Raw genomic sequence first — 1803 nt, forward strand, 5'->3', positions numbered from 1 at the left:
CAGCGTGCGGATCGCCCCTCGATCCGATCCAAGCGACCGCCGAAGCTCCTCCCGCACTCGCCCGATCTCGCGTGCGCGCAGATATCCAGCTGGCATCAGGCTAACATCACCCACGTCATCGACATCGGCACCAACATTAAATCCCCATAGCGCTCGCCGCACTATCGGTGCCCAACTTCCCGCGACTTCGTGCCTTGGCGCTTTTTGGACGCCGGTCAGTTGAGCGTGCCGAGCCTCCTTGTTGCCGGCGTCCAAAAACCAACACAGCTACGGACTTATGCGCCGCAGCAATAATACGATCCCTCGACAGCGCGGCCGAGTAGCAAGGGGGCACTTTTGGAACGCCGGATTTCACGTTGGACATGCTACTTATAAGCCACCGCTGCACTTGCGGGTCCCGCCAACTGAATAATCTCACAACGGCTAAACCCTGCCTCTTGGCACCACTCGGTAAACTGAGCGCCGGTGAAGTCAAACGCATCGCCAAACTCGATCAGCATGTTCAGCGACATCATGAGACCGAAGGCGTTTTTCCTGCGCTCATCGTCGATGATGTTCTCGATGGCGACCAGCGCGCCGCCGACCGGCAACGCGCGGAAGGCCTTCGCGATCAGCATCTTCTTGTTCTCGAGGTTCCAGTCGTGAAGAATCATCCCCATCGTGATGATGTCTGCTTTGGGAAACTCGTCCGAGAAGAAGTCGATCGTCTCGGCAGTGATCCGATCGCCAAGGTTGCGCTCCCTGACCCGTCGCTCGACGATCGGCCGCACATCGGCTAGATCGCATGTCCGGCATTGCATATGCGGATGCCGCGCCACGACGATTGCCGAAAGTTGCCCGGTTGCGCCGCCGATATCCGCCATGGTCTTATATCTGGAAAAGTCGAATTTCTCGGCGAACGCCATGAAATTGCCCATGGAGATGCCACTCATCGCGTCCATGAACTGCTCAAGGCGTGCCGGGTCTGAATAGAGCGCGTCGAACATGGACTTGCCTGTCTCCTTGATCTCGTTTTGAGGCTCTCCGGTCTTCAGCGCCGGCGTGAGATCGCTCCAGAACCGATACAGCCGAGCGTTCGCCATCTCGAGTATCCCGCCAATATATTGGGGATTCTGCTTGACCAAGAACATCGCGGTCGAAGGGGTATTGCCGTATTTGCCGGTTTCGCCGGTGCCATCTCTCTGCAGCAATCCGAGCGCGACAAGGGTATCGAGAAAATCATACGTCCCACGCGGATGCAGCCCCATGGCGACTTGCAGTTCAAGGCCAGTTTTGGGACCGTCCGCAAGCCGCGAGAAGAGCTCCAGTTCTACGGCGCTCAACAACGTCTTGGATGGCCAGAACCCAAAACCAATTTGTAGGATGTAATCTGGAGAAATTTCGCCTTGCATTTGAGCCTCCGGCGACTGCCCAACCGCCCCGCACGTCATGACGCCGAGCCGGCCCGCGAGCGGTATCATCAAGAATACACTACGTCATCGAAGTATAGAAACGGTGCGCCTTTGCGCGAGAGAAGTCCACCAATATGTCGTGGATCGGCGACCCAAGAATTGTCCGAGGCTACGACGACCGGAAATTCGGGCATCGAGAGCTTCCAGCAGTTTGTCCGACTTGGGTCATGAACGTCGTTCGGAGTGGCGGCCGGTTGCTTCCGGTTTACCTCCATGAGCCGACCATCAGGGAACACCACCTGGAGTTCGCATTGGGCCAGAGCACAAAGTCGCTGCGCTCCAGCCCGCTGCGCGGGAGCATGAGCCGAGAGACCGGTAGCCAGTTGAGAGGATAGTGGTAGCACTGGAGAGC

Annotated in this window: 1 protein-coding gene; it reads right to left on the reverse strand. The window is 57.9% G+C overall.

All coding sequences use genetic code 11. From position 1 onward, the window contains the following. Positions 1-365: 365 nt before the first annotated feature. The gene (locus IVA82_RS19495; RefSeq protein ID WP_247383192.1) at positions 366-1391 is read right to left on the reverse strand and encodes an acetylserotonin O-methyltransferase; all 1026 of its coding nucleotides are present in this window, start codon (positions 1389-1391) and stop codon (positions 366-368) included. Positions 1392-1803: the final 412 nt, after the last annotated feature.

This window comes from Bradyrhizobium sp. 142 (assembly GCF_023074015.1).
In the GTDB taxonomy this organism is placed as follows: domain Bacteria; phylum Pseudomonadota; class Alphaproteobacteria; order Rhizobiales; family Xanthobacteraceae; genus Bradyrhizobium.

What these genes read in the sequence shown, in the direction of transcription:
- IVA82_RS19495 (WP_247383192.1), bottom strand. Translation starts at nt 1,391, where the DNA reads ATGCAAGGCGAAATTTCTCCAGATTACATCCTACAAATTGGTTTTGGG.